Source organism: Streptomyces sp. NPDC004539 (assembly GCF_040610055.1).
Lineage (GTDB): Bacteria > Actinomycetota > Actinomycetes > Streptomycetales > Streptomycetaceae > Streptomyces.
Genome location: NZ_JBEXLS010000010.1, coordinates 208242 through 233128, shown reverse-complemented (window position 1 = coordinate 233128; position 24887 = coordinate 208242). Strand labels below are relative to the sequence as shown.

The window sequence follows — 24887 nt, the reverse complement described above, 5'->3', positions numbered from 1 at the left end:
CCTGTGCTGCGCGGGGTGAGTTGTGGACGTCGGAGCGGCCGGGCGGGGCGCCGCGGTCCGGGCCGCCGGGTGCCTCAGTCCAGCGACACGACCACCGACTTGACCTTCAGGTACGACGCGAGCGCCTCGGGCCCGTACTCCCGCCCGAACCCGGAGTCCTTGACGCCGCCGAACGGCACGGCGGGGTCGAGCATCGCCCAGTCGTTGATCCAGACGATGCCCGCCTGGAGCCGGTCCGCGACGCGGTGGGCGCGGGCGAGGCTGCCGGTCTGGATGCCCGAGGCCAGGCCGTACGGCGTGGAGTTGGCGAGGGCGACCGCCTCGTCCTCGGAGTCGAAGGGCTGGACGGTGAGGACGGGCCCGAAGACCTCCTCCTGGACGACACGGGAGTCGTTCGGGAGGTCGGCGATGACGGTCGGCCTGTAGTAGTAGCCGCCGTCCAGGTCGAGGCGTTCACCGCCGCAGACGATCCGCCCGCCCTCCTTGCGGGCGAGGTCGACGTACTCCTCGACCTTGCGCAGATGCCGCTCCCCCGCCAGCGGGCCGACGACGGTCGCCGGGTCGCGGGGATCGCCGACCGGGATGCCGGGGACGGCGTCGGCGAGGATGTTCAGCAGCGTCGTACAGACCGAGCGGGCGACCAGGAGGCGGGGGCCGCCCATGCAGAACTGGCCGGTGTTGAAGACGAACCCCTTGATGATCGCGCCGACGGCCTTCTCCAGGTCGGCGTCCTCGAAGACCAGGTGGGGCGCGTTTCCGCCCAGTTCGAGCGTGACCTGTTTCAGCGCCTGTCCGGCGACCCCGGCGGCGTGCCGGCCGATCTGCGTGGAGCCGGTGAAGGCGACCTTGTCGATGCCGGGGTGGCGCAGGAGGGCCTCTCCGGCGACGGGTCCGGTGCCGGTGACGACGTTGACGACGCCGTCGGGGACGCCCGCGCGCTGGAGGAGGCCGGCCATGTACAGGGCGGTGAGGGGGGTTTCGTCGGCGGGCTTGTGGACGACCGTGTTCCCGGCGGCGAGCGCGGGCGCCAGTTTCGTACCGGCCAGGATCAGCGGGAAGTTGAACGGCGTGATCGCCGCGACGACGCCGAGCGGGCCGCGTTTCGTGTAGGCGTGGGCGTTGTGCTGGGTCTCGCGGGCGGCGCCGTCGAGGGAGAAGGCGAGGGTGCCGTAGTACTCGTAGTCGTTGGCCGCGTTGGTGACGTCGACGGCGCGGGCGAGCGTGATGGGCTTGCCGACGTCGAGGCTCTCCAGCTCGGCTATCTGGTCGGCCTCCTGGCGTATCAGCTCGGCGACGCGCAGCAGGACGCGGCCTCGTTCGCGGCCGGTGAGCCGGGCCCAGGGGCCGGTCTCGTACGCCTCGCGGGCGGCGCGCACGGCGGCGTCGACGTCGGCGGGGCCGGCCTCGGCGACGGTGGTGACCGTGCGGCCCCGGGAGGGGTCGATCACCTCGGTGCGCGCTCCGTCCGCGGCTTCCCGCCACTGCCCCCCGATGAAGAGCTGCCCGGGGTCGATCTGGAAGGCGGTCATCGCCACTCCTCGGGTCTTGCGGCGCCTTCGCCGCGTCGTCAACCGACAGGAATCCTGGTGGTTCGCAGTCTCTTTACAGACAGGTTTCCTGTCAATGGTTTACGCTCGGTCCATGGCCGGAAGCGCACCCCCCTCCCTCCTCTACATGGTCAAGCAGCTCGAACTCGCCGTCCGTTCCCGGCTGGACGAGCTGGTCAGGCCCTCGGGGATCACCGCCTTGCAGTACACGGCGCTCACGGTCCTGGAGCGCCACGACGGCCTGTCCGCCGCCCAGCTCGCCCGCGACTCGTTCGTCACCGCGCAGTCGATCGCCGATCTGGTGCGCTCCCTGGAGAGCCGGGGCCTGGTCCGCCGCGAGCCGAATCCGGCCAGCCGGCGGGAGCTGCGCATCCTGCTGACGGAGGCGGGGCGGGAGCTGCTCGCGCTGCACGCGGGGCCGGTGCGCGAGCTGGAGGACCGCATGGTCGACGCGCTGACGGAGCGCCAGACGGACCAGTTCCGGCAGTCCCTCACCCGGGCGTGGCAGGCCCTCTCCTGACCCTGTCGTCAACTGGCCGGCTATGAGCGCTCCATTTTCGGAGACATATGTCAATCGAACATGCTGGAATTCACTCCATCGGGGGTAACTTGCTGGAGCAGGCTCCGCCGAGCGCTCCCCAGCGTGCGCAGTCTCCCATCCGCCGGCCCGTGCTGGAGGCAATGCCATGGTGCCGCAGGAACCCCTCGTCGCCACCCCTCACCTGCGCATACGCGAGGAACAGGGGTACGTCGTGCTGGAGTTCCACGGCGAGATCGACATCGTCGCGGCGATGGAGATCCTGCCGCACATCGACGACCGCGTGACGGGCCAGGCCCCGCGTGTGCTCATCGACCTCACCCCGGTCGAGTTCTTCGACTGCTCGGGGCTGCGCCTGCTCTACCGCGCTCGCACCCGGGCCCTGGAGCGCGACGGGGAGCTGCGCCTGGTCTGTGTCCACCCGCTGACCCTGCGGGTGCTGCGGGCGACGGGCCTCTCCAAGCTCCTGCCGCCCGCGCCGAGTGTGGAGGCCGCCCTCGGCAAGCCCGGGGAGACCTTATGACCGGGGCTGGTCGAGGATCTTCGTGACCTGTCCGGCGCCCACCGTCCGCCCGCCCTCACGGATCGCGAACTTCAGTCCCTCCTCCATCGCGATGGGCTGGATGAGCTGGACGAGCATGCCCGTGTTGTCGCCCGGCATGACCATCTCGGTGCCCTTGGGCAGCGTCACCACCCCCGTGACGTCGGTGGTGCGGAAGTAGAACTGCGGCCGGTAGTTGTCGAAGAACGGCGTGTGCCGCCCGCCCTCGTCCTTGGACAGGATGTACGCCCGCGCCTCGAACCGCGTGTGCGGTGTCACCGAGCCCGGTGCGACGACGACCTGCCCCCGCTCCACGTCCTCCCGTTTGATCCCGCGCAGCAGCAGCCCGACGTTCTCCCCGGCCCAGCCCTCGTCGAGGAGTTTGCGGAACATCTCGATGCCCGTGACGGTCGTCCGCGTCCGCCGCTCGTGGATGCCGATGATCTCGACCTCGGTGTTCACCCGCAGCGTCCCGCGCTCGATGCGCCCGGTGACGACCGTGCCCCGTCCGGTGATCGTGAACACGTCCTCGACCGGCATCAGGAACGGCCGGTCCACGTCCCGCTCCGGCTGCGGTACGGCCGTGTCGACCGCGTCCAGCAGATCCAGCACCGACCGCGTCCACTCCGGGTCCCCCTCCAGCGCCCGCAGCGCCGAGACCCGCACGACCGGGACGTCGTCCCCGGGGAACTCGTAGTCGCTGAGCAGCTCGCGCACCTCCAGCTCGACGAGTTCGAGGATCTCCTCGTCGTCCACCATGTCCGTCTTGTTGAGCGCGACGACGATGTAGGGCACGCCGACCTGCCGGGCCAGCAGGACGTGTTCCTTGGTCTGCGGCATCGGTCCGTCGGTCGCCGCGACGACGAGGATCGCGCCGTCCATCTGGGCCGCGCCCGTGATCATGTTCTTGATGTAGTCGGCGTGCCCGGGGCAGTCGACGTGCGCGTAGTGCCGGGCCTCGGTCTGGTACTCGACGTGCGCGATGGAGATCGTGATGCCGCGCCGGCGCTCCTCGGGCGCCTTGTCGATCTGGTCGAACGGGGTGAACGGGTTCAGGTCGGGAAACCGGTCGTGCAGCACCTTGGTGATCGCGGCGGTGAGCGTCGTCTTGCCGTGGTCGATGTGGCCGATGGTGCCGATGTTCACGTGCGGTTTGGTCCGCTCGAACCGTGCCTTCGCCACTGCGGGCCTCCTGGTCGCATGAGGGGGCGCCGGGCGTCCGATACACCGTCAAGTGGCGCCTGCTTCATGTCTATTCGCTCACCGGCCCGTCGAACAGGGCGCTGACGGACTCCCCGTTGTGAATCCGGCGTACGGCCTCGGCGAGCGCGGGCGCGATGGACAGCACGCGCAGCTTGTCGCCGTGTTCCGCCAGCTCCCCGGCGGGGACGGGGACCGTGTTGGTGCACACGATCTCCAGGACGTCCGGCTGCCCGGTCAGTTTCTTCAGGGCGCCGGACGCGAACAGCCCGTGCGTACAGGCGACCCGGATCGACCGGGGCTGCAACTCCCGCAGCTTGTCGAGGAGTTCGAGAACCGTGCTGCCCTTGGCTATCTCGTCGTCCAGGACGATGACGTCGCGGCCCGTGACCTCGCCGATCACCGAGCTGATGCTGACCCGGTCGTCCGCGAACCGCTGTTTCGCGCCCGCCGCGACCTGCGCGCCGATCAGCCGCGCGAACGCCGCGGCCTCCTTCGCGTTGCCGAGGTCCGGGGAGACGACGGTGGTGCGGGAGAGGTCGTACTGCCGGAAGTGCGCGGCCAGTTCGCGCAGGGCGTGCAGGTGGTCGACCGGCACCGAGAAGAAGCCGTGCACCTGCGGGGAGTGCAGCGTCATCGCCAGCACGCGGCTCGCCCCGGCCGACACCATCAGGTCCGCGACGAGCCGCCCGCCCATCGAGATGCGGGGCGCGTCCTTCTTGTCCGAGCGGGCGTACGCGTAGTGCGGCATGACGACGGTGATCCGGCGGGCGGACGCGCCTCTCGCCGCGTCGCACATCAGCAGCAGCTCCACCAGGTGCTCCTGCACCGGCTTCACCAGCGGCTGCACCAGGAACACGTCCCGTTCCCGGCAGTTGGCCTGAAGCTGCACCTCAAGGCAGTCGTTCGCGAACCGGCTGACCAGCGTGGGCCGCAGCGGCACCCCCAGATGGGCGCAGACCTCCGCCGCGAGTTCGGGGTGGGCGCTGCCGCTGAAGACGGCGATGTCTCGCACGATCGGCTCCTGGAGAGTCGGATGATCATGTCGGGGCTCTCATCGTACGGAGCGGAGACGGGCGGGGCGCCTGGGAAGGCCGGTGATCCGGGACACTCCCGGTGGGCTCACGCCTCGTCGAACGCCCGGGTGACGGCGAGGCTGTCCTCGTACACGTGGTGCCGGGTCACCAGCCCCTCCCGGACGGTCAGGTGGAGGGCGAAGCGTGAGCGGTAGGCCCGTCCCGTCGCCCGCGCGGTCTGCCGGATCTCGCCGAGGACGACCGCGTCGTCGCCGTCGACGAGGACGCGCTCGATCCGGGTGTCGGCCTCGCCGGGGACGTGGTGGTCGGCCAACTGGCGGAAGTGGTCGGCGACTTCGGCGCGGGTGGAGCGGTGCCGTATCCACGGGGTCGTGCGGCGGCCGTGTTCGCCGGCGGGCCAGTCGAGCTTCCAGTCGACGTGCTCGGCGTAGAGGGAGGCGACGCGGTCGGGGTCGCCCTCGCCGATGCGGCGCAGGAGGTGGTCGACGAAGGTGCGGGTGCCGGCGTTCATGAGGACCTCTTCGGGGGCTCGGGCTGGGTGAACTCGGGCTGTGTCACCGATTGTTGCCGCCTGGCCGGGTTCCCCGCGATTACCTCCCAGGTAGGGGCGTTCCCTGTCACAGGTTGTCGACAAGGCGGTGCGTACGGCCGTTCAGCGGGCATCCGTACGGCGGGAACACCAGTGCGGGGCCCCCGTGACGAGCGGGACCGCAGGAAGGAGACCGCCACCATGACGACGACTCCCCCCGACACCGTGACGACTCCGCCGAAGCGACGGGCGGCGCAGCGCATGCCGGTGTGGGCGAAGGTGCTCACCTCGGTCGTAGTGGTGCTGGCCGTCATGTTCGCGGGCATCCGGCTCAGCCTGCTGCCGGGCCTGCGCGACTTCTTCGGCACACAGACCAACGACCGCACCGGCCCGGCCCTGCTCCAGTCGATCCAGGACATGAGCCGCTACGAGGGCGCCTCCGGGAACTTCCAGGTCGTCGTGGACCTGGAGAAGGACGCGAAGTTCCTCCCCGACGCGATCCGCGGGAGCCGCACCCTGTACGTGGGGGCGGGCACGGTGGACGCGTACGTGGACCTCGGGAAGGTCGGCGACAAGGACGTCACGGTCGACGCGGACCGGACGACGGCGACGCTGCGGCTGCCGCACGCGCGGCTCGCGACGCCTGCGCTCGACCCGTCCCGTTCGTACGCGGTGTCCAAGCAGCGCGGTCTGCTGGACCGGCTCGGCGACTTCTTCTCCGACAACCCGAACAGCGAGCAGGCGGTGCAGAAGCTCGCGGTGCGGCACATCGGGGAGGCCGCGCGGCAGAGCGAGCTGACGGCCCGCGCCGAGACCAACACGACCGGCATGCTCAAGGGCTTGCTGCGCTCCCTCGGCTTCGAGGAGGTCACCGTCTCCTACGTCGCGTGACCGGCCTGCGCCCGGGGCCGAGCACATCGGCATTCCCGGGCGTTTCCGGGGTAACAGGGTTGTGACGCAGGGAAGTTGAAGCCTGGAGGACCGTCATGGCCCGTGCCGCCTCACGTCCACGCACCGTGAAAACGAAGGCCGCGCCCGTACCCCCGCCGGAGCCCGCCCCAAGAGGCGCGCGCACCACCCTGAAGGGGCTCGCGCGACGTCTGACGACGCGCACCCGCGCCCCCGGGAAACCGGCCTCCCCCGCCAAGAAGAAATCCGCCCCCGCGAAACCCGCCCCGAAAACCGGCCGGAGGTCCACCCCCAAGCCGGCCGCCAAGCCCAGCCCCAAGCCCGCCGCCGACACCCCCGCCGGCCCCCGTCCCCTCCCCCTCATCATCCGTATCCCCGTGATGGCCGTCGGTTTCGCGGTGCTCGTCGGTTTCGGCGCCGTCCTCGCGCGCCTCACCCTCGAACCCTCCCCCGCCTCGGTCTCCCTGATCCACACGAACCTCCGCCCCGGCGACTCCATCAAGGCGTACCTGGACCAGCCCGCCCTGCGGGACGCGGTCAAGCAGATCGGCGGGAACATCCTGCTGGGCGTCCCGTTCGGCGTCCTCGTCCCGGTCGTGGCCCCTAGGGCGCGCGGCTTCGTGAAGGTCCTGCTGCTGACGGCCGTGGTCATGCTGGCGGTGGAGTTCGCCCAGGGCGCCCTGGTCACCGGACGCGCCTTCGACATCGACGACGTCATCCTCAACACGTCCGGCGCCCTGATCGGCTACCTCCTCCTCGGCCGCCGCCTGGGCCGGGGCATCCACGCGCGGCAGAGGAGGGCGGCGCGCTAGCGGGGCCGCCAGGTGTAGCGGTCGCCGCCGACCCAGCGGATCGTGTCGGGGTCGTCGAGGTCGTGGACGGTGATGCCGTAGAGCGCCGCGGTGTCGAGGACCTCGGCGACGGCGTGGGCGGAGCCGACGACCCGGCCGTCGATCTCCATGATGCGGAACGGGGGCGTGCCCGGCTGGACCCCGAGCACCATGATCCGCGGATGGGAGATGTAGGGGCTCGCGATTTCGGTCATGTAATCGAGGGTAGAGCGACTCGCGCCGACCGCTACCCGGACCGTCCGGCGGCCGGCGCGCGCCCGGCCCGTTCCTGGGCAACCCTGGTGCCATGCTCCCCGTCGAGGCCCTCGAACGGATCGCGTTCCTGCTGGAACGCTCCCTCGCCCCGCCGTACCGGGTGAAAGCCTTCCGTACGGCGGCCCGCGTGCTGGCGGCGCTCCCGGCGGCCGAGGTCGCGGACCGGGCGGCGGCGGGCACCCTGGAGTCGCTGCGGGGCGTGGGCCCGAAGACCGCGCAGGTGGTCCGCGAGGCGCTCGCGGGCGCCACCCCGGCCTACCTGGAGCGCGTCGAGGCCGAGCAGCCCCCGCCCCCGGCGGGCGGCGCGGCCCTGCGGGCCCTGCTGAGGGGCGACTGCCACCTGCACTCGGACTGGTCGGACGGCGGCAGCCCGATCGAGGAGATGGCCCGGACGGCGGCGGCGCTGGGCCACGAGTGGGCGGTGCTCACGGACCACTCGCCGCGCCTGACGGTGGCCCGGGGCCTGACGGCGGACCGGCTGCGCGACCAGCTGGACCTGGTGGCGGAGCTGAACGCGACCTGGGCTCCGTTCCGCCTGCTCACCGGCATCGAGTGCGACATCCTCGACGACGGCTCCCTGGACCAGGACCCGGAGCTGCTGGCCCGTCTGGACGTGGTCGTCGTGTCGGTGCACTCCAAGCTGCGCATGGATGCCCGCTCGATGACCCGCCGCATGGTGGCCGCCGTCCGCGACCCGCACGCGGACGTCCTGGGCCACTGCACGGGCCGGCTGGTCGCGGAGAAGCAGCGCCCGGAGTCGGAGTTCGACGCGGCGGCGGTGTTCGAGGCGTGCGCGCAGGCGGGGACGGCGGTGGAGATCAACAGCCGGCCGGAACGCCTCGACCCGCCCCGCCGCCTGCTGCGCCAGGCCGTGGACGCGGGAGTGCTGTTCTCGGTCGACACGGACGCCCACGCGCCGGGACAGCTGGACTGGCAGATCCTGGGCTGCGCGCGGGCCGAGGAGTGCGGGGTGCCTGCGGACCGGGTGGTGACGACCTGGCCGTACGAGCGGCTGCTCGACTGGACACGCGGCGGCGTTTGACTTCGAGAGCACTTCAATTCGTACGGTCGTGGGCATGAGCAACAGCGACACTCCTCAAGTCAAGATCGGGTCGGGTTTCGGCGCCCGGAGCACCGCCGACGACGTCCTCGCGGGGCGCGACCTCACGGGCACCCTGGCCCTGGTGACCGGCGGCTACTCGGGGCTCGGGCTGGAGACGACGCGGGCGCTGGCCAAGGCCGGGGCGCGGGTGGTCGTACCGGCGCGCCGGGCGGACGTGGCGCGGGAGGCGGTCCGGGAGATCTCCGGGGCCGAGGTGGACGAGCTGGACCTGGGCGATCTGGAGAGCGTGCGGGCGTTCGCGGACCGGTTCCTGGACTCCGGGCGCACCCTCGACTTCGTGATCGGCAGCGCCGGGATCATGGCCTGCCCCGAGACGCGCGTGGGTCCCGGCTGGGAGGCCCAGTTCGCCACCAACCACCTGGGGCACTTCGCGCTGGTCAACCGGCTGTGGCCGGCGATCGAGCCGGGCGGCGCCCGGGTCGTGTCGGTCTCCTCGCGCGCCCACTTCTTCTCCGGCGTCCGCTGGGACGACGTCGACTGGCGGCAGGGCTACGACAAGTGGCAGGCGTACGGCCAGTCGAAGACGGCGAACGCCCTGTTCACCCTGCACCTCGACAAGCTGGGCCGCGACGCGGGTGTGCGGGCGTTCTCCCTGAACCCGGGCGGCATCCTCACCCCCCTCCAGCGCCATCTCGCGAAGGAGGAGATGGTCGAGCGCGGCTGGATCGACGAGAACGGCGAGCCGGCGGTGCCCGGGCTGTTCAAGACGCCCGAGGAGGGGGCGGCGACGCAGGTGTGGGCGGCGACGTCGACGCAGCTCGACGGTCTCGGCGGGGTCTATCTGGAGGACTGCGAGGTGTCGGAGGCGGTGTCCGCCGAGGACATCGCGGCCGGGGTCGCGACCTCGGGCGTCGCGCCGTGGGCGGCGGACGCGGAGCAGGCGGAGCGGCTGTGGGCGCTGTCGGCCGAGCGGACGGGTGTGAACGCGTTCGCGGGCTGAGCGTCACACGCGTGGTGCTGTCCTCCTTCTTTTTTTGGGGGGGGGGCTTACGAGGACAGCGCCTCGATCTCCCCGAGCGCGCCCAGCAGTTGGGGAACGACGTTGTCCCTGGCCCACTGCCGGTGCCCCTCGTCGGCCTTCCTCGGGACCTGTTCCGTCAGCATGATCAGGTAGAGGTAGGCGCGGTAGAGGGCGTACCGGCGTCGGGCGGAGTCGTCGAACTCGACTTCTCCGCCCGCTTTTTGATAGGCCGTCAGGAAGTTCTCGTCCTCGCGGATGTCCGTGAGGAGCGCGAGGGAGACGAAGTCGGCGAGCGGGTCGCCCCAGAACATGCGCTCGCCGTCGATGAGTCCGGTGACGCGGGGGGCCGCGGGGTCGACGAGGATGTTGCCGGGCCACAGGTCGAAGTGGACGAGGCAGGGGGTCGTGACGTCGTCCAGCGCGTCGTGCGCCCGGCCGGTGACGGACCTGATCTCGCTCGTCCCGAGGGGGAGTTCGGCCTTGTGGTCGTCGGCGTCGGCGAGGACCGCGTCGAGCATGCCGGTGAACGCGGTGCGCCAGTCGGGGGCGAGCGGACCGAGGGCACCGGAGGGGTAGCCGTACGCCGGTCCGGTGATCCGGTGGAGGCGGGCGACCAGCCCGGCCAGTTCGGCGCGCACGGTGGCGTGCCGGTCGGCCGGCAGCTCGGGCCACGGTTCGCCGGGCACCGCCGTCATCAGGAGGTGCCCGTCGCCGAGGTCCACGAGCTTCGGGGCGGGTACGCCGGCCCGCTCCGCGCCCTCGTAGAACCGGGCCTCCGCCACGAGGAGCCGCTTCTCGTGCCGGAGGCCCTCGTCCGGTGGGGCGACCTTGAGGACGTACCGGGTGCCGTCGTCGAGGCGGAGTTCCTCGACGATGTTGTAGGTGCCGCCGCTCAAGGGGGTGACGGCGGCGAGGTGCCGGGCCCTGTCCTTGAGGACGTGCCGTGCCCGTGCCCAGGAGTCCGCCGTCATCCCCCGTGTCCTTCCGCTCAGCCCGCGGCGTACACGTCCTCGACGTAACGCCCGTTCGCCATCAGCTCGTTCAACCAGGTCTCGGCCGCCGCCTCGTCGGCGTCCGGCGTGTGATCCCGGTACAGCGTACGGAACGCGTCGCGTACTCCGGGCGCCATGCGTGATCCGTCGCCGCAGACGTACACGCGGGCGCCCTCGGTCAGCAGCTTCCAGACCTCGTCCCCTTCGGCGGCGATGCGGTGCTGGACGAACGCGGCGTCCGGTCCGGCGCTGAACGCGGGCCGCATCGAGACGGCTCCGGCGGCGTCGGCGGCGTGGAGTTCCCCGGCGTGCAGGAAGTCCGCGTCGGGGGCGTCGCAGCCGAAGTAGCAGAGGGCGGGCGGGAGTTCACCGGTGGCCGCGGCGCGGTCGGCGATGGCGCCGCGGAAGGGGGCGAGACCGGTACCGGCGGCCACCATGATCACGGGCGAGTCGTGGTCGACGCGGAACACCTCGCGGCAGGGCTGGACGCGGGCGTACACGGTGTCGCCGGGGGCGAGGCCGGCGAGGTGGTGCGAACCGGTGCCCAGGTAACGGCCGTTGCCCGAGCGGGCGGGGGCGTCGAGGAGGGAGACCATCAGCTCGACGTGGTCCGGGTCGGCCTGCGGCGAGGAGGAGATGGAGTAGTGGCGGGGGCGCAACGGCGTGAGGAGGTCGAGGAGTTGGGGCCAGTCGAGGGTGCCGCGCAATGCCGGGTGGTCCTCGATCAGTTCGAGCAGGGTGCGCGGGTCGTCCTCGGTGAGGGCGACGAGGGCGGCCCGCTCGGGCGGGCAGGGGTTGGCGGCGGCGAGCGCGGCACGCTGGGCGGCGGTCGGCCGGTCCTGCAACTCGACGTGGTGGGTGAGGAGTCGGCGTGCGGTCACCGGGCGGTCGACGGCGAGGCCGTCGCGGCGGGTGGGGCGGACGTCGAGCAGCGCCTCGGGATCGAGACCGAGGGCGGTGAGCGTACGGTCCACGAGCGCCGGGGAGTTGGCGGGCAGGACGGTGAGGTGGTCGGCCGTGCGGTAGGCGGTGCCCTCGGGGAGGGCGACGCGCAGGAAGCACTTGCGGCGCGGATGGCCGGGTGCGGTGAGGTCGTGGGCCTCGGTGACGGTCATCGGGAGCAGGCCGTGGCGTTCGGCGAGGGCGTCGAGGGGGCCGCCGGTGACGACGCGGACGGTGTAGGCGTGCCCGGGGCTCTCCAGGGCCGCCCCGTCGGCCGGGGCCGCCTCGGGGTCGCCATAGCGCTCCAGGAGTGCGGTGCGCAGGGTGCGGGTGAACTCCCTTACGGCACCGGTGAGATCGCCGGAGGCGTCGGCGGCCGTGCGGTCGGTGAGGCGGGTGGCGCCGAGTTCGGCGAGGCGTTCGTCGATGCGGGTGGGGACGTGCTGGTAGGTGGCGGCCCAGTTGCGGTCGCCGACGCCGAGGACGGCGTAGGTGACGCCGGTGAGGTCGTGGTCCCGCTCCAGCCAGGCGGTGAAGGCGGTGGCGTCGTCGGTGGGGCGGCCGTTGTAGGAGGCGGCGGCGATGACGACGGGGCGGTCGGTGGGCAGTCCGCCGGCGTACGCGTCGAGGGGTGCCGTCCGTGTCGTGCAGCCGATGTCGCTTGCTTCGTCGGCGAGCCCGGCGGCGAAGTCGCGGCAGGTGCCGTAGTTGCTGCCGTGCAGGAAGAGGGCCTCGGTGCCGGGCAGGACACGGGCCGGGAGGGTCGTGGTGTCCGTGCGTGCCGGTTCGAGGACCGCAACTCCCGGGAGGGGGGCATGGGTTCGGTCGGCGGGGGTGCGCGGGGTGAGGGTGAGGGTGAGGCCGTCGGGCTTGAGGGTGAGGGTCTCCTTGATCGTGAGCCGGTGGCCGGCGTGGTCGTGGAGGCGGTAGCGGTGGACGAGCATCGCGAGGAGCATCGTCGCCTCGTGGAGCGCGAACTGCCGTCCGATGCAGGCGCGTTCACCGGTGCCGAACGGTTTGAAGGCGTGCGGTGAGCGGGCCGCCTCCGCCTCGGGCGTGAAGCGTTCCGGGTCGAACAGGTCGGGGTTGTCGCCCCACACGGGCTGCCGGTGCAGCATCGGCGCGAGGACGGTCACCGCCTGTCCGGCGCGCAGCGGAATCCGGCCGCCGAGGAGGGTGTCGGCCAGGGCGCGTCGGCTGAACGCGGCGGCCGTGGGCCACAACCGCAGGGCCTCGTTGAGGACTTGACGCGTGTAGGTGAGCCGTCCGACCTCGTCGTACGTCGGTTCCGGGTTCTCCTGGTCCCCCCACAGGGCGTCGACCTCGCGGCGTACGAGGTTGAGGACCTCGGGGTGCTTGGCGAGATAGTAGAGGGCGAACGACATGGCGCCGGAGGTGGTCTCGTGCCCGGCGATGAGGAACGTGATGACCTGGTTGCGGATGTTGGCGTGGTCGAGGGTGGTGCCGTCGGCCGGGTGGGGGGCGGTGAGCATGAGGCCCAGCAGGTCGGTGGCCTGCGACTGGTCGGTGCCGGTGCGGGCGGCGATGACGTCGTCCACGACCCGGGCGAGGTAGGCCGAGTCGGCGCGGAACGCCGCGTCGGCCGCCGAGTGGTCGGTGCCGGGGACGCGGGCGAGACGGGTCATGCTCCACTCCAGGCAGCGGACCATCGACTCGACGAAGGGGTGCGGTTCGGCGCGTTCGAAGGAGCCGAAGTCGTAGTCGAATCCGGCGAGTCCGATGGTGTCGAGCGTCATACGGGTCATGTCGTCCGGCACGTTCACCGGCTGCCCGGCACCGGCCGCGCCGTCCCACGCGTCGATGAGGCGGCGGGCCACCTTGAGCATCACCGGGTGATACGTGCGCATCGAGCCGAGCGCGAACGCGGGCATCAGGATGTCGTGCGCCTTCGCCCAGTTGGGCTCGTCGCCGTACGCGGTGAACAGGCCGTCGGCGGCGAACTCCCGGACGTTCTCCAGGGCGGGGCCGACGTGCTTGGCGAACCGGGTCTCGTCCGCGAGGTCGGTCACCAGGTCCAGGTCCGCGACGAAGAGGGTGTCCCGCCCGTGCAGCCGCCGGACCAGGACCGGCCCGTGCTCCCGCATGAGTTCCATCACCTGCTGGACCGGGGTCCGGCCGGGCCCGGTGGCACTGATGTCGGCGACGGGGACGGACGTGGGCTCCGGGTGCGGCGCGGTGGGGGACATGACGCTCGGCTTCCTCTCGCTGGGCGGTGGGGGTACGTCCTCCAGCGTTGTCCACGTCCGGGGCCCGTCCTGGTGCGGGCACTACACGATCGTGCAGTCAAGAATCCGCATGCCACCTTGCGCGCAGGGTCGTCGGGGTCTACGGCTAGTCCGTGTCTTTCGGATCGGTCCGCCTCAAGAAACGGCGCCCTCGCAACGCCGGTGAGCGGGGCGTGGTGCGTGCAGCTGCAAGGCGGAGGAGGGAGTCGACGCGGCGCGATGGGGGCACCTCCCTGTTCGAGCGAAGCCGAGAACTTGGGGGAGACTGACGACAACGCCTGGGGGTCCCCCCTGCTCGAAGAGCTTGGGGGAGCGCGTGCCACGCCCCGCGCCCAGGACCGATCCGAAAGACACGGACTAGGCTGCTCGAATGCCTCTCTCCGCGATCGCGCTCGACGAGGTCACCGAACCCCCGCTGCGTCCGCTGCCCGTGCGTGCCGTCGCTCTCCTGGAGGGGGTGTCCGCGCCGCCGCGCCTGGTCGCCCACCTGCGGGCGGTCCATGACGTCGCGGCCCAACTCCTGGACGCCGTCGGCGTGTTCGGGCTGGCCGTGGACCGGGAAGCGGTGCTGTTCGGGGCCGCCACGCACGACATCGGCAAGGCGCTGCACCCGGCCGAGCTCTCGGGACCCGGGTCGCAACACGAGGAGGCCGGACGGGAGTTGCTCCTCGCGCGCCAAGTCCCCGCCGAACTCGCCCGGTTCGCGGGGACGCACGCGTCCTGGCAGTCACCGGAGGCCGACGCCGAGGATCTCCTCGTCAGCCTCGCCGACAAGATCTGGAAGAACAAACGCGTGCCTGATCTGGAGGACCTCGTCGTCGCCGAGCTCTCCCGGGCCTGCGGACGCCCCCTCTGGCAGGTCTTCATGGAACTCGACGAGACCCTGACCCGCATCGGCGAGGACGCCGACCGCAGGCTCGCCTGGCAGGCCGCGCACCCCGTCCGCTCCGGCCGTTAGGGTCGTCGGATGCGAGAACCACGCGCGGCGGGCACCGGGTGAGGGCGGACGAGACCGCCGTCGTCTGGCGCAACCGCGCGCTGACCCTCTTCGACCGGGTCTCGGTCCCGGTCGCGGTGTGCGACCTGTACGGCGCCGTCCTGCTCGCGAATCCGGCGATGGCCGCCGAGTGCGGGGCGACGCCGGGGCGACTGAAGGGCCGGGACGTACTGGAGCTGTTCCGGCCCGTCGAGGCGGGGCAGGTCGAGCGGATCGCCCAGGCGCTGCGGCTGCGCCACCGGTCCCGCTACCAGGTGTCCGTGCGGTGGGACGGGCCCGGCGGGCGGGTCCGGCTCGGTGAGCTGACCGCCGACCCCGTCAGCGACAGCGTCCGCGTGACCCCGGCGCTGCTGGTCATGCTGCGCGTCCTCGGCGAGGAGACACCCGCCTGCCCCGCCCCCGCCGACGCCGTGACCCCCGTCGAGTCCCGCATCCTCGCCCTGCTCGCGGCAGGCGCGACCACCGCCCGCGCCGCCCGCGAGACGGGGCTCACCCCGGACGGCGTGAGCTATCACCTGCGGCGGCTGTCGGCGCGGTGGGGAGCGGCGAACCGGACGGAGCTGGTGGCTCGGGCGTACGCGGAGGGGGTACTGGCGGTGGGGGTGTGGCCGCCGGAGGGGCGGGGGTGCTGAGGGCTGGGGGCCGAGGAGGCGGGGATGGCGAGAGCCGGGGGCGAGGCGGGCGCAGGGTGGCGCAGGTGGTTTGAAAGGGAAACGGCCGCAGATGGGGTGCCGTTTCAGATTCCGGCCGCCCCGGTGCCCGCTTCGGTCGCCCCGACCGACTCCGCGCCGGCCGTCCCCGCCGCCTCCGCCCGCGCCGTCCCCGCCCCCTCCGGCGCCCCGAACCTCGCCAGCGTGTGCCAGATCATCTTCAGGTCCTGGAGGGCGTACCGGCCGGTCCGGGCCGCGTCGCCGATCACCCGGGGGTCGAGGTGGCCGTCCTCGGCGATCTCCTCGCCCAGGGCGGTGTACTCGGGCCCCCGGTAGTCGGCGTGGGCGTGGAGTCCGGCGACGGTGAGGCGGTAGCCGGGGTGCCATTCGACGGGGCACGGGAGGCGGCGGGCGTCGGTCTCCACGGCCGTACCGCGATAGCAGGCGTCCAGGACGACCGCCTCGACGTCCCGCGCGAGGTCGACCCCGCCGTGCACCTGCGTCTCGATGTAGTCGTCGAGGGCGTCCTGCTCGTCGGTCTCGGCGAAGGCGATCAGGGCGGAGGACGCGGCGACGCCGAAGCGGGTGGGTTCGGCGGCGCTGTCGGGGTAGCAGAAGGTCGCGCGGGCGAGGGCCTCGGCGGTGAGGCGGAAGTGGGAGGAGCCGAAGCGCGGGGCGGCGCCGACGACCTGGCGGCGGAAGTTCAGCGCGCCGTAGACGGGCCGCTCGTGGGGCTCGGCGTCGTCGTACGCGCCGCCGAAGATCCGGCTCTCCCAGCGCCAGCGGTCCCCTCCGGGGTGGGCGGTGAGGCCGCCGTTGCTGGTGCCGGTGACGAACTGGGAGTGGTAGGCGCCGTCCCGCGCGAGGGCCCGCAGAATCGGTTCGCCGCCTGCCGTGCGGTCGGGGTGGAGGTTGAGGGTGACGCGCAGGTCCGCCGGGACGGCGGGGCCGGAGGCGTGGGCGGTGACATGGGCGACGGCCGCCCGCGCGCGGGACGACGGCAACGGCGCGCGGGGCGACGACGGGTCACGGAAATCCACTGGCTGCTCCTGAACTGACTGCTTACCCTAGCCCCGAACCTAGGGACACTAGGTTTGAGATCCGAACTCTCTGGAGGCTATCCGTGCGCGCGCTCACCGAGCAGGAGATCCGCAACTCCTTCGTGAACTGTTCAAAAGGTGAGGCCAAGCGGCTCGCGATCCCGCGTGACCTGGACGAACGCCCCTGGGACGACCTCGACTTCCTGGGCTGGCGCGACCCCGGCGCGCCCGACCGCAGCTATCTGGTCGCCGAACACGCGGGCCGTCTCGTCGGCGTGACCCTGCGCTTCCCGTCGTCCCAGCGGGGCTTCCTGCACCGCAGCATGTGCTCCCTCTGCCTGACGACGCACCGGGGCGGCGGCGTCTCCCTGATGACCGCCCGGAAAGCCGGCGCGGCGGGCCGGGACGGCAACTCGGTCGGCGTGTACATGTGCACGGACCTGGCCTGTTCGCTGTACGTCCGGGGCCGCAAGGTCCCCGACTCGGGCAGCCGGTTCGAGGAGAGCCTGACCGTGGAGGAACAGATCGCCCGGACGACGGGGCTACTCTCCGCGTTCCTAGACAAGCTCTCCGCCTGAGTGAGGCGGTCCGCCCCCGACGCCATCAGGCTCGGGGGATTTCATCACCTGAGAGGGCCCGCTTGAGGAGGCTCTCCAGTGCGCCCTGCTCGCCTTGCGTGAGGCCGGTGAACAGGGGTTCTTCGGTGAGGGCCTTCAGCAGGCGTTCCCGGAGGTCGGTGCCTTCGGGGGTGAGGACGAGTTGTTTGGCGCGGCGGTCGGTGGGGTGGGGGCGGCGTTCGATGAGGTGGAGGGTTTCGAGTTTGTCGATGACGACGGTGGCGTTGGAGGGTTCGCAGCTCATGCGTGCGGCGAGTTCGCGCATGGTCATCGGGCCGGTCATCTCGCGCAGGGCGGACGCCTGGGCGACGGTCAGGCCGAGTCCGGTCACCCGTTCGCGCATGCGGGCGTTGCACTGCATGTCCAGGTCGTGCAGGAGCTTGCCCAGTTCCCACTCCGCTTCCGCCTGTGCCTGTGTCATCGCCATGGGTCCAGGCTAGCGCACCACTTAAAGCCATGATAGATATGGCTTTAAGTATTCAAGCCATATGCATCGGAGGGGTTCCATGGACCTCAACCTCACAGGCAAGACCGCCGTCGTCACCGGCGCCGGCCGCGGCATCGGACTCGCCACCGTCCGTACCCTCGTCGGCGAAGGCGTCCGCGTCGTAGGAGCCGCCCGGACCATCACCCCCGAACTGAAGGAGACCGGCGCACTCACGGTCGCGGCGGACCTGAGCACCGCCGACGGCGTCACCGCCCTCATCGACACAGCACTGGCCGAACTCGGCGGCATCGACCTGCTGGTCAACAACGTCGGCGGCGGCGACGAAGCCGTCATGGGCTTCCTCGACGCCCCCGACACCCAGTGGACCCGCATGTTCGACATCAACGTCCTCGCCACCGTCCGCGCCACCCGCGCCGCCCTCCCCAGCCTGACCGAACGGCGCGGGGCGATCGTCAACATCTCCTCCGCCGTCGCCCGCATGCCCCTCGGCGTCCCGGCCAGCTACAGCGCCGCCAAAGCGGCCGTCACCGCCCTCGGCAAATCCCTCGCCGAGGAGTTCGGCCCCCAGGGCGTCCGCGTGAACACCGTCTCCCCCGGCCTCGTCCGCACCACCGTCTACGAAGACCCCCACGGCCCCGTCGCCCAGCTCGCCACCGCCGCAGGACTCACCCTCCCCGACTTCGTCCGGCAGATCGCGGCATCCCAGAACATCACGACCGGCCGCATGAGCGAGCCCGACGAAGTCGCCGCCCTCATCGCGTTCCTGCTCTCCGACGTGGCCGGCAACATCACCGGCGCCGACTACGTCATCGACGGCGGCACCATCAAAACCGTCTGAATCTGAACCGGAGCGGGACCCCGGGTCCCCCGGCTTGCGGGACGGTCCGCGTCAGTTTTCAGTGATCAAGGATGAGGAGTTCAACCATGAAGATGCTCACGTTCAAGGCCACCACCCACCAGACCCAGCCCGCCCGTATCGGCCGGCCGATCGGCGCGGCGGCCATGGAGTCCCTGCTCGGCGAGCCGGGGCCGGTCGAGGTCAGGACGGTCGGCGCGGACTGGGAGGCCCCGATCACGGGACTCCTCAACATCAAGCACCCGAAGGCCGTCGCGGCCGGGATCACCGACCACAAGGAACCGATCAAGATCTACGCCCACGTCGTACGGCACCCCACGCACGGCTTCTTCCTGGTCGACACCGGTGTCTCACGGCGGCTGGTGGAGGACCCCGTCGGTGTGGGGGTCGGCCTGATGCTCAGGAAGTACGGAGGCATCGACAAGATGCGTCCGCGGCAGAGCACCGCGGAGATCATCGAAGCGGAGGGAGTCCCTCTGAGCGGGGTCTTCATGACCCATCTCCACCTCGACCACGTCTCCGGGCTCCCGGACGTGCCCAAGGACGTCCCCGTCTACACGGGCGCCGACGAGGCGGAGGCGTCGCTGTTCCTGAACCTGTTCGCCCAGGGAACCAACAACCACCTCCTGGCCGGACGCCCGCCGCTTCAGGAACTCCAGTTCACCAAGGACCCCGGCGGGCGGCTGGAAGGTGTCAACGACGTGTTCGGCGACGGCTCGTTCTTCGCGATCCTGACCCCGGGGCACACCACCGGACACGTCTCCTACCTCGCCCGCACCTCGGCGGGGCCGGTACTCATGACCGGGGACGTCAGCCACACGCGCTGGGGCTGGGACAACGACGTCGAGCCCGGAACGTACATGCAGGAGCGCGAGGCCAGCATCAAGAGCCTGCTCACCCTGAAGGCGCTCAGCGAGCGCCACCCGAACATGATCGTGCGACTGGGTCACCAGGAGTAGAGAGCACGGCCGCCGTCACCTCGTGGAGGTGGATCAGCACGTCGTGCGCGCGGGCGAGCGCGACGTCCGAGGGGCCGTCGTCCGGGTAGGCCGTTCCGATGCTGCGCGTGGGGCGGGCCGCGCGCAGCCACGCGCGCGCGGGCGCGCCGACGGTCCGCAGGTCCAGGACGTAGCTCTGGTGGCGGACGCGGTCGAGGGTCTCCTCGTTGCCGCCGGGTTCGGGCGGGCCCAGCGTCCAGTGTCCGACCGTCGTCCCGTCGGGTCCGGTGGCGACGAACGAGCCGCGCCCGAAGGTCGTCGCGACGCTCACGTACCCGTCCCCGAGGCGGTCCCTCAGGAACGCGCCCTGCACCTTCGGGTAGTTCACCGGGTCCACCGGCACGTACCCGACGTGCGCGTCGTGCGCCGACAGCAGCACCTTCGTCCCGGTGCGCCGCGCCCACTCGTCGACGTTCGCCGCCATCGCCTCGTCCCGGTAGCGCATCCCCGCGGCGATCTCCCCCGGCTCCCGCTCGTACGCGAACGCGTACAGGCCCGCCGTGCGGTCGATGGCGGTCGCGTTCCGCACGGCCGCCTCGCGACCGGCCCCCGCCGGCATCCCTTTCAGCAGCTTCAGCGCCCGCGCCGTCCGCTCGGCGCGCGCCTTGCGGACCTCGTACGGAGCTCCGGGCTGTGCTCGGCGACGTATGCCTCGACCTCGTCGTACACCTCCGGGCCCGTCCAGGCGATGTCGTCGCCCTCGCCGTGCACGACGTACGCGTCCAGGCGCCGGCCGGTGCTCCAGGGGGCTTCCAGGGCGAAGGTGCGGAAGCCCTTCTTCTCGACGAGGTGGCGGAAGACGCGGGCCTTGAGGGCGAAGAACTCGTGCGAGCCGTGGGTGGCCTCGCCGAGTCCGACGACCCGGGCGCCGCCGATCGCGCGGTCCAGAGCGCGCAGGTCGCTGGTGTCGCCGCCGGGTTCGGTCGTGCGGAGGGGGTGGGCGGCTCGGTTCAGGGCGGTGAGGACGGAGGGGGAGGTGGGGGTGGACGCAAGGGTGTAGGTGGCCGGGGCGGTGGTGGTGCCGGCCGGGGCGGGTTCGGTGGCTGTTGCGGGCTCGGCGAGCGTGGTGAGAGTGAGGAGGGTGACGAGGGGGGCTAAGCGGGCGCAGGTCATGGGCACAGGTTCGCGTGGCGGGCGGGAGGGGGGACATCCGGTGGGCCACCGTCGTGGGGTGGGGGTGGCTGGGGCGTGGGAGCGGGGGTTCGCTTCAGGGGTGGGTCGAGTCGAGGGGCGGGGGAATTCGGGTTGACCCGAACGGGTGATCGAGTGAGGGTGGGGAACCGGGCGGGGAGGGCCGGGCGTTCATCGGGCAACGGCGGACGGTGCGGCGGGGCGACGGCGGAGGGAGCGGAGTCATGGCGGAGACGACGGTACGGATCGACGGGGACTCGGTGCGGATGCCCGGCGGGGTGAGCGTGCGGTTCATGCGGACGCTGCGGCTGCCCGAGACGGGGACGCATCCGCTGCCGCCGGGGCTCGGGGAGTTCCCGGTGCGGCGGATCACGGACTATCCGAAGACGGCTCCGGCGCACTGGCTCGCGCGCGGCGGGGTCATGCTGCCGATGTACCTCCGCGAAGCGATGTGGCTGAACTTCACGGGGACCGGCGAGCCGGCCGCGCTCCAGGTAGGGGTGGGGAAGGTCTGCGCGGTGTCGGGCGAGCCGTGGAGCGACCGCCTCTCCCGGGAGCCGCAGAACTACGTGGTCCTCCCCCGCCAGCCCTGGCTCGACGGCATCAACTCCGGGAAGGGGACCGTCCGGCAGTTCGTCGCCGTCCCGCTGGGCCTCGGGGCGACGGTCGAGGGACAGGTCACCGGTGAGGAGACCTGGGGCGGCGTCCAGCTCCAGTCCTTCCCGCTGACCGAGGAGCGGCTGCGGGTGTGGCGCGCGGCGCAGCGCCGGCACACGAAGCGGCTGGGCCCCTTCGCCACCCTCGCGGAGGACTCCTCGGCGGGCCCCATGCTCGCGATGCCCGCCGCCGCGCCCCGCGCCCCTGCCGCCGCGGCGATGGGGCTCGGCATCGGGGGCACCATGCGGCAGGAGGTCTACGAGGACGACCGGCCCCTCTCCGACTGGTCCCCCACCCCGGCGGGCCGCCTCTTCGTCCACCTCGTCACTCCCCCGGAATGGCACCACATCACCGGCGAGGCTCCCCCGCCCTCCCCGGTCGACCGCGCGGCCTACACCCACGCCGGGCTCCCCTGGTTCGACTACTACGACGAATCCGCCCAGGACCTGGCCCCGACCGGCACCCTGGGCGCCGTGAAGCCGGTGGGCGACTGGATCGGGAACGACCTGGACCCCTGGGAGGAGCCGGGGGCAGGACAGGTCAAGCCGCTGAAGGACGCTCGGGGGGAGGTGGTGGAGGACGGGGAGTGGTGAGGGGGGCGAGGGTTTTCGCGGGAGGAGTGGGGGCGCTTTCGCTGGAGGAGCGGGGACGCTTCCACCGGAGGGATGAGAGGCGTTTCCACCGGAGGAGGTCGCTTTCAGAAGGCCGAGCGGAGAGGCCGACAGCACCTCGGCGACCGGCGGAGGAGGCGGAGAGGCGCCTCCCTCCCGAGGCGGGCGGCACCCGCCAGGACTCGCCTTCCGACCGGCCGGTCTCCCCCGAGCGGCGGCGTACGGACACGGCTCGTGTCGGCGAAAGGCGCCCAGCACTCCGCCCCAGAGACGCAGCACTCCCCGACACGCGGCGCTCCCCCCGAGAAGCCCCGGCCTCCCCGCCCCCGTTTTGCATCCCGGCCCCCCTCCGGGTCATGGTGTCGGACGGCACCGGTGGCGAGGACGTGGAGGCGTGTGGATGAGTGGCGGGTGGAGCAGGCGGCGGTTCGCCGCGGTGACCGGGGCTGTGGTCGGAGCCGGTGTCGTGGGGTGTTCCGGCGAGACGCGGGAGACCGCGGTCAGCGGTGAACAGGGACCGGCGGCCGTCGACCCGCCCCCGAACACGACCCCGACCCCCGCCCCGACCCCGAGCACCACCCCCGCCACCGACCCCCGCCCCCTCTACATCGGCACGTACACCTCCCGGGACGGCGGCGGCAAGGGCGTCCGGGTCGCCTCGTACCACCCCGTGACGGGAGAGATCACGACGGCCGGAGTGGTGACCGGCGTCCCGGACCCCTCGTTCCTCGCGGTGCACCCGGACGGCCGGACCCTGTACACGGCGAACGAGCGCGAGCGGGGCGCGGTGAGCGCGGTGCGGATCGCCGACGGCAAGGTGCTGGGGAGCAGGGGGACGGGCGGCCGGTACCCGTGTCACGTGTCGGTGCACCCGAACGGCCGCTGGCTGCTGAGCGCGGACTACGGCTCGGGAAGCGTCGCGGTGCACCCGATCGGCGCGGACGGCGCCCTGGGCGAGCGCGCCCACTCCCTCACGCACGGCTCCCCCGCCCCGGGCCCCGGCCAGGAGGGCCCGCACGCGCACCAGATGGTGACGGCGCCGGACGGCCGTCATGTGCTGGCGGTGGACCTGGGCACCGACACGGTCTACAGCTACCGCCTCGACGACAGCGCGGGCACCCTCACCGAGGTCTCCAGGGCGAACACCCGCAAGGGCGCGGGCCCCCGGCACCTGGTCTTCCACCCCGCCGGCCGCCACGCGTACCTGGCGAACGAGGTGGACGACACGGTCGCGGTGTGCGCGTACGACGCGTCGTCGGGCCGGCTGACGATCGGGGAGCCGCAGCCGACGGGCTCGCGCAAGAACCCCAACTACCCGGCGCAGCTGGCGGTGACGCCGGACGGGGCGTACGCCTTCCTGGCCAACCGGGGTGACGACACGCTGGCCAGGTACGGCGTGGAGGCGGACGGCGCGCGGCTGCGGCTGCTCGGCACGGTCGCGGTGGCCGGGGACTTCCCCCGCCACGTCTCGCTCTCCCCCGACGGCCGGCTGCTGTTCGCCTCGAACCAGCACTCGGGCACGGTCAGCGTCTTCCACGTGGACCCGGCGAGCGGCACCCTCCGCCCGGCCGGCGAACCGTACCCCTCACCGATGGCGGTCTGCGCACTGCCGCTCTGACCGGCACGCCCCGAAGCCGCCCCTTCCCGGGAACCGGAACGCCCTCACCCCTCCTCGCGCTGCCGCTGCAACGCCCGCGAGCACGACGCCGCGCTGGCCTGCGTCAGCAACGCGTGCATCCGCTCGGTGAGTTGGGAGACGTCGTCGGCGGGGGCGTGGAACGCCAGCCGTACGTCCCCGTGCGTACGCGCCCGCTCGATGCGCAGCGTCAGCCCGTGCCGGTCGACGGCGAGGGGGTGGACGCGGACGGCGCCGTGCAGGCTGTCGCGGCCGACGAGCCGGGTGAGGCGTTCGACCGCGTCGGGGTGGGAGTCGGCGAGGTGGGTGAGGAGCTGGGCCTCGGCGCCGGCCAGCGGATCGGGCGCGGCGGAGGCGAACTCGTCGCGGTCCACGACGACCGCGCCGGTCGGCTGTTTCAGTACGATGCGGGTGGCGTGGAAGCCGAGGAGTCCGTCCTCGGGGGCGAACCAGCCGGCGAGCCAGAGGCGGGACCTGATCCGGCCCCGGACGGGCACGGGGGCGACGTCGGCGAACTCCAGGACCGCCGAGGGCTCACCTCGGGGCGCGCAGATCGCGGCCGTGACGAGGGCGCTGTCGTCGGGCACGCACAGCAGTACGCGGCCGTCGTCGCCGACGGTGTGGGCGCCGACGAACTCCTCGCGTCCGCCGTCCGCGGTGACCCCGCAGGACCACGCGGTGGCGAGGATCGACCGGGCGCGTTCCGCCGCGGAAGGCGCGGCCGTCCAGCTCGGGCTGTCACTCATCAAGACCTCCTTAGGTAAGCCTTGCCTAACCTACCGAAGATCGAGGCCCACGCCAACCATCACGTCAGCCATCACGCCGGCCGTCACACCGACCACCACTCCGACCCCGCCCCAGCCGGCACCCCCGCCTCCCTCACACCAGCACCCCGAGCAACGCCCGCGCGCACACCTCCCGCACCTGATCCCGCGACAACTCCGCCCCCCGCAGCCACTCCAGCGACACCGCCGTCATGAACGCCAGCCACCCGCGCACCGCGAGCCGCACCTCCGGACGCTCCCCGAACAGCGGCCCGAACTCGGGGTCGGCGGCGAGCGCGGCGAGGATCTGCCGCTCCTGCGCGGCCAACGCCCGCTGATAGACGCGCCGTACGGCCTGGTCACCTGCCGAGTCCGCGCGGTGGAAGGCACGGAAGCCGTGGGCGTGGGCCTCGACGTACGCGAGGAAGACGTCGAGCCCGACGGAGAGCTGCTCACGCACCGGCACGCCCGGCACCGCAGCCGTCAGGATCAGCATCCGTTCGCTCTCGCGCTCGACGACCGCCGCGAAGAAGTCCCGTTTCGTCGGGAAGTAGTGGTAGAGCAGCCCGCGCGAGACCCCGGCGATCTCGGCGACCTGTTCGATCCAGACCTCGTCGTACGGACTCTCGGAGAACAGGCGCGCGCCGACCGACAGAAGCTGCTCGCGGCGCTCCTGCGTACTGAGCCGGCGCCGGACGCGCTCGCCCTGTTCGGCGGTCATGTCCGCACTTTACTTGACGCCGGTTCAGCGGGCGGATCAGACTGAAACGCGCTATTGAATCCACGTACAACAGGCTCGAAGTGCCGCAGG

Annotated in this window: 26 protein-coding genes; 13 read left to right on the top strand and 13 right to left on the bottom strand. The window is 72.2% G+C overall.

Features of this window, described 5'->3' with window-relative positions; translation table 11 throughout:
• Positions 1-74: 74 nt before the first annotated feature.
• Complete coding sequence (locus tag ABZX85_RS22445; protein WP_355871256.1) at positions 75-1529, bottom strand: aldehyde dehydrogenase family protein; 1455 nt, start codon at positions 1527-1529, stop codon at positions 75-77.
• Positions 1530-1641: 112 nt separating this feature from the next.
• On the opposite strand from ABZX85_RS22445, the gene ABZX85_RS22440 reads away from it, so the two are divergent.
• Entirely contained in the window at positions 1642-2067 is a 426-nt protein-coding gene (locus tag ABZX85_RS22440; RefSeq protein ID WP_355871253.1) for a MarR family transcriptional regulator, read from the top strand.
• 166 nt (positions 2068-2233) lie between these two features.
• A complete protein-coding gene (locus ABZX85_RS22435) occupies positions 2234-2608 on the top strand; it encodes an anti-sigma factor antagonist (RefSeq protein ID WP_355871251.1) in 375 nt (124 codons plus the stop codon).
• On the opposite strand, the gene tuf is transcribed toward ABZX85_RS22435, so the two are convergent.
• From tuf to ABZX85_RS22420, 3 genes are all read right to left on the bottom strand, one after another.
• Positions 2603-3808 (bottom strand): elongation factor Tu, encoded by a 1206-nt coding sequence (gene tuf / locus ABZX85_RS22430; RefSeq protein ID WP_355871248.1) that lies wholly within the window; start codon positions 3806-3808, stop codon positions 2603-2605. The genes ABZX85_RS22435 and tuf overlap by 6 nt on opposite strands.
• 70 nt (positions 3809-3878) lie before the next feature.
• Positions 3879-4841 carry a ribose-phosphate pyrophosphokinase gene (locus tag ABZX85_RS22425; RefSeq protein ID WP_355871246.1) on the bottom strand — a complete coding sequence of 321 codons (963 nt, stop codon included), beginning with the start codon at positions 4839-4841 and terminating at the stop codon, positions 3879-3881.
• A 107-nt stretch (positions 4842-4948) separates the two neighbouring features.
• Complete coding sequence (locus tag ABZX85_RS22420) at positions 4949-5374, bottom strand: nuclear transport factor 2 family protein (RefSeq protein ID WP_355871245.1); 426 nt, start codon at positions 5372-5374, stop codon at positions 4949-4951.
• A gap of 219 nt (positions 5375-5593) precedes the next feature.
• On the opposite strand from ABZX85_RS22420, the gene ABZX85_RS22415 reads away from it, so the two are divergent.
• Together ABZX85_RS22415 and ABZX85_RS22410 are read left to right on the top strand one after the other, a co-directional pair.
• Entirely contained in the window at positions 5594-6283 is a 690-nt protein-coding gene (locus tag ABZX85_RS22415) for a DUF4230 domain-containing protein (RefSeq protein ID WP_355871242.1), read from the top strand.
• 125 nt (positions 6284-6408) lie between these two features.
• Positions 6409-7113, top strand: a complete 705-nt coding sequence (locus ABZX85_RS22410; RefSeq protein ID WP_355871240.1) for a VanZ family protein — start codon at positions 6409-6411, stop codon at positions 7111-7113.
• On the opposite strand, the gene ABZX85_RS22405 is transcribed toward ABZX85_RS22410, so the two are convergent.
• Positions 7110-7346: a hypothetical protein gene (locus tag ABZX85_RS22405; RefSeq protein ID WP_355871237.1), complete on the bottom strand. Its 237-nt coding sequence runs from the start codon at positions 7344-7346 to the stop codon at positions 7110-7112. The two genes, ABZX85_RS22410 and ABZX85_RS22405, sit on opposite strands and share 4 nt — an antisense overlap.
• 92 nt (positions 7347-7438) lie before the next feature.
• Here ABZX85_RS22405 and ABZX85_RS22400 point away from each other — a divergent pair, with 92 nt between their 5' ends.
• Positions 7439-8449, top strand: coding sequence for a PHP domain-containing protein (locus ABZX85_RS22400; RefSeq protein ID WP_355871234.1), 1011 nt, complete (start codon positions 7439-7441; stop codon positions 8447-8449).
• 34 nt (positions 8450-8483) lie between these two features.
• Positions 8484-9470: an SDR family NAD(P)-dependent oxidoreductase gene (locus tag ABZX85_RS22395; RefSeq protein ID WP_355871231.1), complete on the top strand. Its 987-nt coding sequence runs from the start codon at positions 8484-8486 to the stop codon at positions 9468-9470.
• Positions 9471-9517: 47 nt separating this feature from the next.
• Here the strand turns inward: ABZX85_RS22395 and ABZX85_RS22390 are convergent, their stop codons facing one another.
• Complete coding sequence (locus ABZX85_RS22390) at positions 9518-10462, bottom strand: aminoglycoside phosphotransferase family protein (protein ID WP_355871228.1); 945 nt, start codon at positions 10460-10462, stop codon at positions 9518-9520.
• A 17-nt stretch (positions 10463-10479) separates the two neighbouring features.
• On the bottom strand, positions 10480-13632 hold the full coding sequence (locus ABZX85_RS22385; protein WP_355871225.1) for a cytochrome P450: 3153 nt from the start codon (positions 13630-13632) through the stop codon (positions 10480-10482).
• Between the two features lie 409 nt (positions 13633-14041).
• Here ABZX85_RS22385 and ABZX85_RS22380 point away from each other — a divergent pair, with 409 nt between their 5' ends.
• Positions 14042-14629, top strand: coding sequence for an HD domain-containing protein (locus ABZX85_RS22380; RefSeq protein WP_355871223.1), 588 nt, complete (start codon positions 14042-14044; stop codon positions 14627-14629).
• 38 nt (positions 14630-14667) lie between these two features.
• The gene (locus ABZX85_RS22375) at positions 14668-15300 is read left to right on the top strand and encodes a PAS domain-containing protein (RefSeq protein WP_355871220.1); all 633 of its coding nucleotides are present in this window, start codon (positions 14668-14670) and stop codon (positions 15298-15300) included.
• 104 nt (positions 15301-15404) lie between these two features.
• Here ABZX85_RS22375 and ABZX85_RS22370 read toward each other — a convergent pair whose 3' ends face one another.
• The gene (locus ABZX85_RS22370; protein WP_355871453.1) at positions 15405-16322 is read right to left on the bottom strand and encodes a DUF3626 domain-containing protein; all 918 of its coding nucleotides are present in this window, start codon (positions 16320-16322) and stop codon (positions 15405-15407) included.
• 119 nt (positions 16323-16441) lie between these two features.
• On the opposite strand from ABZX85_RS22370, the gene ABZX85_RS22365 reads away from it, so the two are divergent.
• Entirely contained in the window at positions 16442-16936 is a 495-nt protein-coding gene (locus ABZX85_RS22365; RefSeq protein ID WP_355871217.1) for an FBP domain-containing protein, read from the top strand.
• A gap of 25 nt (positions 16937-16961) precedes the next feature.
• Here the strand turns inward: ABZX85_RS22365 and ABZX85_RS22360 are convergent, their stop codons facing one another.
• Entirely contained in the window at positions 16962-17396 is a 435-nt protein-coding gene (locus ABZX85_RS22360; protein ID WP_355871450.1) for a MarR family transcriptional regulator, read from the bottom strand.
• An 85-nt stretch (positions 17397-17481) separates the two neighbouring features.
• Here ABZX85_RS22360 and ABZX85_RS22355 point away from each other — a divergent pair, with 85 nt between their 5' ends.
• Positions 17482-18261: an oxidoreductase gene (locus tag ABZX85_RS22355; protein ID WP_355871215.1), complete on the top strand. Its 780-nt coding sequence runs from the start codon at positions 17482-17484 to the stop codon at positions 18259-18261.
• A gap of 86 nt (positions 18262-18347) precedes the next feature.
• Positions 18348-19238, top strand: a complete 891-nt coding sequence (locus ABZX85_RS22350) for an MBL fold metallo-hydrolase (protein WP_355871212.1) — start codon at positions 18348-18350, stop codon at positions 19236-19238.
• Here the strand turns inward: ABZX85_RS22350 and ABZX85_RS22345 are convergent.
• The gene (locus ABZX85_RS22345) at positions 19189-19836 is read right to left on the bottom strand and encodes an erythromycin esterase family protein (protein ID WP_355871209.1); all 648 of its coding nucleotides are present in this window, start codon (positions 19834-19836) and stop codon (positions 19189-19191) included. The genes ABZX85_RS22350 and ABZX85_RS22345 overlap by 50 nt on opposite strands.
• 14 nt (positions 19837-19850) lie before the next feature.
• Positions 19851-20390 carry an erythromycin esterase family protein gene (locus ABZX85_RS22340; protein ID WP_355871206.1) on the bottom strand — a complete coding sequence of 180 codons (540 nt, stop codon included), beginning with the start codon at positions 20388-20390 and terminating at the stop codon, positions 19851-19853.
• A gap of 242 nt (positions 20391-20632) precedes the next feature.
• On the opposite strand from ABZX85_RS22340, the gene ABZX85_RS22335 reads away from it, so the two are divergent.
• Positions 20633-21658 (top strand): hypothetical protein, encoded by a 1026-nt coding sequence (locus ABZX85_RS22335; protein WP_355871203.1) that lies wholly within the window; start codon positions 20633-20635, stop codon positions 21656-21658.
• 418 nt (positions 21659-22076) lie between these two features.
• On the top strand, positions 22077-23294 hold the full coding sequence (locus tag ABZX85_RS22330) for a lactonase family protein (RefSeq protein ID WP_355871201.1): 1218 nt from the start codon (positions 22077-22079) through the stop codon (positions 23292-23294).
• Between the two features lie 44 nt (positions 23295-23338).
• Here ABZX85_RS22330 and ABZX85_RS22325 read toward each other — a convergent pair whose 3' ends face one another.
• Complete coding sequence (locus tag ABZX85_RS22325) at positions 23339-24058, bottom strand: DUF2470 domain-containing protein (protein ID WP_355871198.1); 720 nt, start codon at positions 24056-24058, stop codon at positions 23339-23341.
• A gap of 133 nt (positions 24059-24191) precedes the next feature.
• On the bottom strand, positions 24192-24797 hold the full coding sequence (locus ABZX85_RS22320; protein ID WP_355871195.1) for a TetR/AcrR family transcriptional regulator: 606 nt from the start codon (positions 24795-24797) through the stop codon (positions 24192-24194).
• Between the last annotated feature and the right edge of the window lie 90 nt (positions 24798-24887).

Coding starts and splice junctions, on each gene's coding strand:
- ABZX85_RS22445 (WP_355871256.1), bottom strand. CDS start 1,529: ATGACCGCCTTCCAGATCGACCCCGGGCAGCTCTTCATCGGGGGGCAG.
- ABZX85_RS22440 (WP_355871253.1), top strand. CDS start 1,642: ATGGCCGGAAGCGCACCCCCCTCCCTCCTCTACATGGTCAAGCAGCTC.
- ABZX85_RS22435 (WP_355871251.1), top strand. CDS start 2,234: ATGGTGCCGCAGGAACCCCTCGTCGCCACCCCTCACCTGCGCATACGC.
- ABZX85_RS22420 (WP_355871245.1), bottom strand. CDS start 5,374: ATGAACGCCGGCACCCGCACCTTCGTCGACCACCTCCTGCGCCGCATC.
- ABZX85_RS22415 (WP_355871242.1), top strand. CDS start 5,594: ATGACGACGACTCCCCCCGACACCGTGACGACTCCGCCGAAGCGACGG.
- ABZX85_RS22405 (WP_355871237.1), bottom strand. CDS start 7,346: ATGACCGAAATCGCGAGCCCCTACATCTCCCATCCGCGGATCATGGTG.
- ABZX85_RS22400 (WP_355871234.1), top strand. CDS start 7,439: ATGCTCCCCGTCGAGGCCCTCGAACGGATCGCGTTCCTGCTGGAACGC.
- ABZX85_RS22395 (WP_355871231.1), top strand. CDS start 8,484: ATGAGCAACAGCGACACTCCTCAAGTCAAGATCGGGTCGGGTTTCGGC.
- ABZX85_RS22390 (WP_355871228.1), bottom strand. CDS start 10,462: ATGACGGCGGACTCCTGGGCACGGGCACGGCACGTCCTCAAGGACAGG.
- ABZX85_RS22385 (WP_355871225.1), bottom strand. CDS start 13,632: ATGTCCCCCACCGCGCCGCACCCGGAGCCCACGTCCGTCCCCGTCGCC.
- ABZX85_RS22380 (WP_355871223.1), top strand. CDS start 14,042: ATGCCTCTCTCCGCGATCGCGCTCGACGAGGTCACCGAACCCCCGCTG.
- ABZX85_RS22360 (WP_355871450.1), bottom strand. CDS start 17,396: ATGACACAGGCACAGGCGGAAGCGGAGTGGGAACTGGGCAAGCTCCTG.
- ABZX85_RS22355 (WP_355871215.1), top strand. CDS start 17,482: ATGGACCTCAACCTCACAGGCAAGACCGCCGTCGTCACCGGCGCCGGC.
- ABZX85_RS22350 (WP_355871212.1), top strand. CDS start 18,348: ATGAAGATGCTCACGTTCAAGGCCACCACCCACCAGACCCAGCCCGCC.
- ABZX85_RS22345 (WP_355871209.1), bottom strand. CDS start 19,836: ATGCCGGCGGGGGCCGGTCGCGAGGCGGCCGTGCGGAACGCGACCGCC.
- ABZX85_RS22340 (WP_355871206.1), bottom strand. CDS start 20,390: ATGACCTGCGCCCGCTTAGCCCCCCTCGTCACCCTCCTCACTCTCACC.
- ABZX85_RS22335 (WP_355871203.1), top strand. CDS start 20,633: ATGGCGGAGACGACGGTACGGATCGACGGGGACTCGGTGCGGATGCCC.
- ABZX85_RS22330 (WP_355871201.1), top strand. CDS start 22,077: ATGAGTGGCGGGTGGAGCAGGCGGCGGTTCGCCGCGGTGACCGGGGCT.
- ABZX85_RS22325 (WP_355871198.1), bottom strand. CDS start 24,058: ATGAGTGACAGCCCGAGCTGGACGGCCGCGCCTTCCGCGGCGGAACGC.
- ABZX85_RS22320 (WP_355871195.1), bottom strand. CDS start 24,797: ATGACCGCCGAACAGGGCGAGCGCGTCCGGCGCCGGCTCAGTACGCAG.